The organism is Streptomyces ipomoeae 91-03, assembly GCF_000317595.1.
Lineage (GTDB): Bacteria > Actinomycetota > Actinomycetes > Streptomycetales > Streptomycetaceae > Streptomyces > Streptomyces ipomoeae.
In genome coordinates this window covers 1-8,660 of record NZ_AEJC01000664.1, presented here as the reverse complement: position 1 = coordinate 8,660, position 8,660 = coordinate 1, and the positions used below count along the sequence as shown (strand labels likewise).

Annotated in this window: 4 protein-coding genes; all 4 read right to left on the bottom strand. The window is 71.4% G+C overall.

The genetic code is table 11. The features are described 5' to 3' along the window. Positions 1–350: 350 nt before the first annotated feature. Positions 351–3,638, bottom strand: a complete 3,288-nt coding sequence (gene tmk, locus STRIP9103_RS43435; RefSeq protein ID WP_048822171.1) for a dTMP kinase — start codon at positions 3,636–3,638, stop codon at positions 351–353. A 261-nt stretch (positions 3,639–3,899) separates the two neighbouring features. Continuing rightward, positions 3,900–6,761, bottom strand: a complete 2,862-nt coding sequence (gene topA / locus STRIP9103_RS43430) for a type I DNA topoisomerase (RefSeq protein ID WP_009342029.1) — start codon at positions 6,759–6,761, stop codon at positions 3,900–3,902. A gap of 309 nt (positions 6,762–7,070) precedes the next feature. Continuing rightward, positions 7,071–7,268 carry a hypothetical protein gene (locus STRIP9103_RS43425; RefSeq protein WP_048822172.1) on the bottom strand — a complete coding sequence of 66 codons (198 nt, stop codon included), beginning with the start codon at positions 7,266–7,268 and terminating at the stop codon, positions 7,071–7,073. Between the two features lie 98 nt (positions 7,269–7,366). After that, on the bottom strand, positions 7,367–8,660 hold a 1,294-nt coding region (locus STRIP9103_RS43420), incomplete at its 5' end, for a septum formation family protein (protein ID WP_009342027.1).

Sequence of the window (8,660 nt, the reverse complement as noted above, 5' to 3'; positions counted from 1 at the left end):
ACCCCGGGCCGTAGGGCACCTGGCGACGGGCTGACGCACCGGCACGGCCCCGCCCCACCCACGCACCCGCAGGCGCACCCCCCGCCCAACCGCCGGAGGCACCCCGCACCTGGCGACGGGCTGACACACCGGCACGGCCCCGCCCCCCAACCCACCGCAGGCGCCCCGCCCAACCGCCGGAGGCACCCCGCACCTGGCGACAGGCTGACACACCGGCACAGCCCCAACCCACAACGCACCCGCAGGCGCACAGCGGCGCAGCCGCTATCAAAGGGGGCCGCGAGGCTGGGACAACGCAGGCCCCCCAAGCCCTCAGTCGCGCTCCGCCCACCCCCGTACGCGGTCCCGCCTCACCCCCGCCGCCGCCCCCACCCCTCATCGGCGTCGTCATCGGCATGCGGCCCCAGCAATTCGTCCGCCAGCGTCGGCAGGTCATCCAACGGCGTCTCCTCGGCCCAGTCGGACCGCTGCCGACGCCGCGGCACCCCCTCCGCATCGACCTGAGGCAGTTCCCGAGTCCGCTCGTCCGCCCCCTCGGACACCGGCCGCTCATCCCGGAAGAACCCGGGCGGCACCCGATCCTCCCGCACCGGAGGCAGCACAGCCGTCTCATCAGCGGCCCCGGAAGGCACCTGCGGCAACACCGCAGTCTCATCCTCCGAGCCCCTGCCCGAAACCGACCCGGACCCGGCCCCGGACCCCGACTCCGCCCCCGGCGGCACCGGCGGCATGGGCAACTTCGCAGTCGCCTCGGAATCAGACGCGTCCGACGCGCCACCCAACGAACCCCCCGGCCGCACAGGCGGCACAGGCGGCAGCACAGCCGTCTCATCCACCGGCCCACCAGACGCATTCGTCGGCGTCACAACCGGCGTAGGCACAGTCGGCTCATCATCAGCCACCGAACCCGCACGGGCCCCAGCCCGCGCAGCCCCCGCACCCCGAGCCGCCCTCTCCGCAGCCGCAGCCCGCTCAGCCGCAGCGGCCCGTTCCGCAGCGGCCACCCTCTCCGCCGCCGCCTTCTCCGCAGCCGCGGCCTCCGCCGCAGCAGCCGCCCTCCGAGCCTCCTCAGCCCGAAGCAACGCCTCCTCGGCCTTCCGCTGCTTCTCCAGGCGCCGAGCCTCGGCCTCGGCCCGCAACCGCTCCTCCTCGGCGGCCTGCTGACGCCGCCGTTCCTCCTCGGCACGCCGCCGCTCTTCCGCCTCGGCCCGGGCCTTCTCCTCCGCGAGGAGCCGCGCCTGCTCCTCCTCGGCGCGACGACGCGCTTCCTCGGCCCGCTGCCGGGCCTCCTCGGCCTGCCGCTCCGCCTCGCGTCGCTGAGCCTCCTCCAGCTCGCGCCGCTTGCGCTCTTCCTCCTCGGCACGCAGTCGCGCGAGCTCCTCCTGCCGCTCACGCTCCAGCCGCTCTTCCTCGGCCTTGCGCGCGGCCTCCTCCTCGGCCTTGCGCCGAGCTTCCTCCTCGGCCTTGCGCCGCGCCTCCTCCTGCGCCTCGATCTCGGCCTCGGACAGCGGCAGCATCACGTCCAGCCGATGCCGAACAACGGTTGTGACCGCCTCCGGATCCTGCCCGGCGTCGACGACCAGATACCGCCCGGCGTCCGCCGCGGCCAGCGTCAGGAACCCGGCCCGCACCCGCTCATGGAACTCGGCCGGCTCCGACTCCAACCGGTCCGGCGCCTCGGTGAACCGCTCCCGCGCGGTCTCCGGCGAAACATCCAGCAGCACGGTCAGATGCGGCACGAGCCCATTTGTCGCCCACCGCGAAATCCGAGCGATCTCAGTCGGCGAAAGATCCCGCCCGGCCCCCTGATAGGCAACGGACGAATCGATGTACCGATCCGAGATGACAACGGCCCCCCGCTCCAACGCGGGCCGCACCACGGTGTCCACATGCTCGGCACGATCAGCGGCGTAAAGCAGCGCCTCGGCGCGATGCGACAACCCGGCACTGCTGACGTCCAACAGAATCGACCGCAGCCGCTTCCCCACCGGAGTCGCCCCCGGCTCCCGCGTCACCACGACCTCGTGCCCCTTGGCCCGGATCCACTCGGCGAGCGCCTCGACCTGGGTGGACTTCCCGGCACCGTCACCGCCTTCCAGGGCGATGAAGAACCCTGAGGCAGCCGGCGCCTGCACCGGATCGTCGCCACCCAGCAGCGCATCCCGCAGATCGTGCCGCAACGGCACCCCGGACCGATCGTCGACCTTGGCGAGCACCAGCGCGGCCACCGGCAGCAGCAACGCCCCCACCAGCATCAACGTGAACGCCGCACCCCCGTGCGCGAACACGAACTTGCCGCTCTCCAGCCGATGCGGCCCGATCAGCGCGGCAACCAGCGGTGCCACCAGGGCCCCCAGCGCCACGAACACTCGTACGACGGCCTGCAGATGCTCGGTGGTACGCGCCCGCCGGAAGTCCTCGGCCTCCTGGTCGAGCAGCGTGTGCCCGGTGTTGGCGGCGATCCCCGCGCTCACACCGGCCAGCCCCAGAATCAGCACCACACTGGTGACATCCGGCACCAGCCCGGCCGCGAGCAGCGCGACCCCCGTGAAGGCGATCGCCAGAGCGAGCAGCCGGCGCCGCGACAGCGCGGGCAGCACGGCCGGCGCCCGGCGGATTCCCAGAACAACCCCACCGGTGAGCGCGACGACGAGCAGCCCGTACATCACCGGTCCGCCGCCCAGGTCCTTGGCGTGCAGCACGGCGACGGAGACAGCCGCGGCAACCACACCGGCGACGGCCCCGCACGCGGGCACCAGTATCGGAATCGCACCGGTACGGCCCTTGCCGACGCCCGTACCCGTCTTGGGCCGACGCAGCCCCTCCAGCGGCGACCGCGCGCGGGGGGTGCGGGTCTTGGGCAGTTCGAGGAAGGTCACAACGGACAGCGAGGCGGCGAAGAGCCCGGCGGCGACGTACGACGCGAGCGCCGCCTGGTGCTGGCCGAACCAGTCGATACCGGCGCCCAGCAGATTGTTGAGCAGCGACGCGACGACGAGCACGCCGGCAGCGAGCGGCACCGCCACGAATCCCGTACGCAGTGACAGGCGCCGCAGCGCGTCCATGTGGTCCGGCAGCGGGCGTACGGTCGCGCCCTCCAGCGGCGGCGCGGGCAGCAGCGCGGGCGCCGAGCTCTCCCGGCAGACCGCCCAGAACCGCTCGGCGACACCGGTCACGAACACGGTCACCAGCAGCACCGCGAGCGCGTTGTCCGGCGTCCAGTCGATCCACAGGGGCGCCACGATCAGCAGCAGCACCCGCAGCCCGTCCGCGCCGACCATGGTCCAGCGGCGGTCGAGCGGACCCTCCTGGGAGGTCAGCGAGGTGAGCGGCCCGAGCAGTACGGCACCGAAGAGCAGCGTCGCGAGCACACGCGTACCGAAGACGGCGGCCACGGTCAGGGCGACGCCCCGGTACCCGCCTCCGAAGGAGCCCTCGGCGATCGCCACCTGGAAAACCAGCAGAACGAGCACGAACAGCGCGAGGACGTCCCCGACACCACCCACAAGCTGCGCGCTCCACAGCCGTTTGAGCTGTGGCTGGCGCAACAACGCACGCACCGCCCGCTCCCTGGAATCGGCTGCCAGGGCGTCGTCAGGGGCCGGAGTCTGGGCCGTCGGCTGCTCGCCTCGCATCATGCTTTCAGCCTATCGGCACGCACCGACACCCAGAAGCGACGCCCGAACGCACGCACACCCCACCACCAAGTCGAGCAAAACGCGCACGTTCAGCAAAGCCAAGGTGAAGAATCCGGCCACGCCAACGGCAGCTCCCCGAGGGGCGCGGGACTGTATCGACATGCGGCTCCGTCGCCCGGGAGCGACCAGCCACAACAAACCCGCAGCCGCCGAACCACCCGCACCCCGAGCTACTGGGCGACCGGCCGCTCCCCCGACGCCTCAGCCCTCAGAGGCCGCAGCCTTCTTGGCGGCCACCTTCTTCGCCGGAGCCGCCTTCTTCGCCGCAGTCTTGGAAGTAGCTGTCTTCTTCGCGGCGGCCTTCTTGGCCGGAGCCGCCTTCTTGGCGGCGGCCGTGGTGGCCGTCTTCTTCGCCGGCGCCTTCTTCGCGGTCTTCTTGGCCGGGGCCTTCGCCCGCTTCTCCGCAAGCAGCTCGAACCCACGCTCGGGCGTGATCGTCTCCACGCTGTCCCCGGACCGCAGGGTCGCGTTGGTCTCGCCGTCGGTGACGTACGGCCCGAAGCGCCCGTCCTTCACCACGACCGGCTTCCCGCTGACGGGGTCGGCGCCCAGTTCCTTCAGCGGCGGCTTGGCGGCGGCCCGCCCGCGCTGCTTGGGCTGGGAGTAGATCTCCAGCGCCTCTTCGAGGGTGATCGTGAAGAGCTGCTCCTCGGACTGCAGCGAACGCGAGTCCGTGCCCTTCTTCAGATACGGCCCGTACCGCCCGTTCTGCGCGGTGATCTCCTGGCCCTCGGCATCCGTACCGACGACGCGCGGCAGCGACATCAGCCTCAGCGCGTCGTCCAGCGTGACCGTGTCCAGGGACATCGACTTGAACAGCGACGCCGTGCGCGGCTTGACCGCGTTCTTGCCGGTCTTCGGCGTGCCCTCGGGAAGGATTTCCGTGACGTACGGCCCGTAGCGCCCGTCCTTGGCGACGATCTGGTGCCCGGTGGCCGGGTCGGTCCCCAGCTCGAAGTCGCCGCTCGGCTTCGCCAGCAGCTCCTCCGCCAGCTCGACGGACAGCTCGTCCGGCGCCAGGTCCTCGGGGATGTCCGCCCGCTGGTGGCCCTCGGCGTCCTTCTCACCGCGCTCGATGTACGGGCCGTAGCGCCCGACGCGCAGCACGATGTCGTTGCCGACGGGGAACGACGACACCTCGCGTGCGTCGATCGCGCCGAGGTCGGTCACCAGCTCCTTCAGACCACCGAGGTGATCCCCGTCACCGTTGCCCGCCTCGGCCGCACTGCCGTTGGCGACCTCTGCCACGGAGCCGCTGTCGGACGCGGCCTCGCCGAAGTAGAACCGCTTGAGCCACGGAACGGACTGGGCCTCGCCGCGTGCGATGCGGTCGAGGTCGTCCTCCATCTTGGCGGTGAAGTCGTAGTCGACGAGCCGCCCGAAGTGCTTCTCCAGCAGGTTGACCACGGCGAAGCTCAAGAACGACGGCACAAGAGCGGTGCCCTTCTTGAACACATACCCACGGTCGAGGATCGTTCCGATGATCGACGCGTACGTCGACGGGCGGCCGATCTCGCGCTCTTCGAGCTCCTTGACCAGCGACGCCTCGGTGTAGCGGGCGGGCGGCTTGGTGGCGTGCCCGTCGACCGTGATCTCCTCGGCGGAGAGCGCGTCACCCTCGTTGACCTGCGGCAGCCGGCGCTCGCGGTCGTCCAGCTCGGCGTTCGGGTCGTCGGCGCCTTCGACGTACGCCTTGAGGAAGCCGTGGAAGGTGATCGTCTTGCCGGAGGCGCTGAACTCGGCGTCCCGGCCGTCGGAGGCGGTGCCGCCGATCTTGACCGTCACGCTGTTGCCCGTCGCGTCCTTCATCTGGGAGGCGACCGTCCGCTTCCAGATCAGCTCGTAGAGCTTGAACTGGTCACCGGTCAGCCCCGTCTCCGCGGGCGTGCGGAAACGATCACCCGAGGGCCGGATCGCCTCGTGGGCCTCCTGCGCGTTCTTGACCTTCCCGGCGTACGTACGCGGCTGGGCCGGCAGGTAGTCGGCGCCGTACAGCTGGGTGACCTGGGCGCGGGCGGCGGCGATCGCGGTGTCGCTGAGCGTCGTGGAGTCCGTACGCATGTACGTGATGAAGCCGTTCTCGTACAGCTTCTGCGCGATCTGCATGGTGGCCTTGGCGCCGAAGCCCAGCTTCCGCGAAGCCTCCTGCTGGAGCGTCGTCGTGCGGAACGGGGCGTACGGCGAGCGGCGGTACGGCTTGGACTCGACGGACCGGACGGAGAACCGGGTGTTCTCCAGGGCGGCGGCCAGCGCGCGGGCGTTGGCCTCGTCCAGGTGCAGGACGTTCGCGCCCTTGAGCTGCCCGAGCGAGTCGAAGTCGCGGCCCTGGGCGACACGGCGGCCGTCGACCGACTGCAGGCGGGCGACCAGGGACGACGGGTCGGACGAGTCACCCGCGCGGCCGGTCGCGAAGGTGCCGGTCAGGTCCCAGTACTCGGCCGAGCGGAACGCGATGCGCTCGCGCTCCCGCTCCACCACGAGCCGGGTCGCGACGGACTGGACGCGGCCCGCCGACAGCCGCGGCATGACCTTCTTCCACAGGACCGGCGAGACCTCGTAGCCGTAGAGGCGGTCGAGGATGCGGCGGGTCTCCTGGGCGTCGACCAGCTTCTGGTTCAGCTCGCGCGGGTTGGCGACGGCGGCCTGGATCGCGGCCTTGGTGATCTCGTGGAAGACCATCCGCTTGACCGGGACCTTGGGCTTGAGCACCTCCTGGAGGTGCCAGGCGATGGCCTCGCCCTCGCGGTCCTCATCGGTGGCGAGGAACAGCTCGTCGGAGTCCTTCAGCAGGTCCTTGAGCTTCTTGACCTGCGCCTTCTTGTCCGCGTTGACCACGTAGATGGGCTGGAAGTCGTGCTCGACGTCCACACCGAGGCGGCGCACCTCGCCGGTGTACTTCTCGGGCACCTCCGCGGCGCCGTTGGGAAGGTCGCGGATGTGCCCCACGCTCGCCTCGACGATGTAGCCGGGGCCGAGATAGCCCTTGATCGTCTTCGCCTTGGCAGGCGACTCGACGATCACGAGTCGGCGGCCGCCCTTCGCGGTCTCGCTGGTCGGGGACAACTTCGCTCTTCTCTCCGGTCGACGCTGGGTTCTCCCCAGGCTACGTCCCGGGGTCGGGCACCCCCGGCGGCTTGCGCCTCGCACGAGGCTCCACCTTCGGCCCGGGGATCGGGTCATGCTGACGCTGCGGAGTGTGACGGTACATCCCGCCCCCGTGTCAAACGGGAAAAGCCCGCAACGGCCACTCGAACGGTAACCCGACTACCGCCATTCCTGCCGCCTGGCGTGTGCAACGACCCTTTCGGACCGATGCGGAGCGTCACTTCTCGGTTACCCGTCCGATCCCGTGCCCCGGCTGCCGGAGCCCGCTCAGATCCGCGTGAAGCACCACGCGCCGAGCACGAGGGAGGTCACCGCCACGACGCTCGCGAGCGTTGCCGACATCACAGGGCGCACCCCTTCGGCCACCGGCCGGCCCTGGCGCACCCTGACCGTGGTCCACAGCAGCAGCCCGCCTCCGAACAGGGCGAACACCACGCCCGCGAAGATCGCTGGTCCGCTCTCCATGTCCCGCACTCCCGCCCTTCGGTTCCCCAGGGACGGGAGGCTGACACGTACGGGAAGCGGGCTCGCGAACCCGAGGTGAACGCGAGGCGTCCGGGGCCTCAGACCGAGCCGGGCGTGGGTATCTTCCCGGTCGTCCTCGAGACGTCGGCGTTGCGCACCGTGCACACCACCTTGTTGAAGCCCTTCTTCCACTCCTCCTCGTCGGAGACCCATGCCGACACGATCAGGTCGGTGCCGGGCGCCCAAGTCGACTCGAACCTGTTGGTGCAGAGCTTGCCGCCCTCGTCGAGGGCGCCCTGGAAGGTCATGCTGTCGGGGGCCTGCACCGATCCGACCACCTGGTCGGTGTGCGCTTCGGCACAGTCGGTCAGCGGTGCGTCGTATCCCTTGTCCTCCCGCGTGGTGTAGTCCCAGCAGTCGCCGACGGCCATCTGAGTGGGCCACAGGTTCGTGCCGTTGTCGCGGAGTCGGCCCACCTCGCCGCCGATGGGAACGTGCTTGCCGAGTACGAGACATGCCGTACCGCCCTTGGCCTTGGTGAAGCCCTCCTTCGTCGGGAGGAGCGCGTAGACCCCCGCGTCGGGCAGGGCCTCTGCCATCGAACCGGCCTGGTTGGCGCAGCGCTCCGCCCCGCTGGTGCGGGCCTCCTCGTAGTCGGAGGCCGTCTCTATCGCCACGACCTGGCCGTCCGGCCAGTCCTCGTCGCAGTCCACCACACCCAGGTCGGGCAGCGACTTGAACGCCGTCCCCGTCCACACCGCCTTGACGCAGTCCCCCACGTCCAACGGCTGTTTGAGGGCGGCCTTCTTGCCGTAGGGGTACTCAGATACCGGCGAGGCGACCGGTGTCGGGGTGCCGCCGCCGGTCGTCGGACCGCCGCGGCGGAGCACATTGACCAGCGCCCAGGTCCCGCCGGTCACCACCAGCAGGACGGCGACCACGATCGCGACGATCCCGGCCGCGGGCACCTTGCGCTTCGGCCCACCGGGCGGCGGAGTGCCGGCCGTGATCGTGGGGAACCCCGCGTTCCCCGGCGGCCGGCCGCCCCCACCCCCGTAGGGCGTCGACCGGTTGGCCGAGTACGGCAGGGACTGGTTGCCCACGCTGCCGGCGTACGCCGGGGACTGGTTGCCGGGAGGGCTGCCGTACGACGGTGCCTGGCCGCCCGCCGCACCGCCGTAGGCCGGGGACCGGTTGCCCGCCGGGCCCCCGTACGGCGTGGACTGCCCGCCCGCGTAGGGGTTGTAGCCGTCGTACGGGCTCCGGGGCTGCGCCTGCTGCCAGGGGTCGTACGGCGACGGCCCGCCCGGCGTCCCGGCCGGTGTGGACGGACCCGCGCCCGGTGTGGGCGGCCCGCCCGCCGGGGTGTTCGGTGTCGGCGGTGCCCCGGGC

Bases quoted from the DNA above. Each gene is read 5' to 3' on its own strand.
- tmk (WP_048822171.1), bottom strand. From the start codon at position 3,638: ATGATGCGAGGCGAGCAGCCGACGGCCCAGACTCCGGCCCCTGACGAC.
- STRIP9103_RS43425 (WP_048822172.1), bottom strand. From the start codon at position 7,268: ATGGAGAGCGGACCAGCGATCTTCGCGGGCGTGGTGTTCGCCCTGTTC.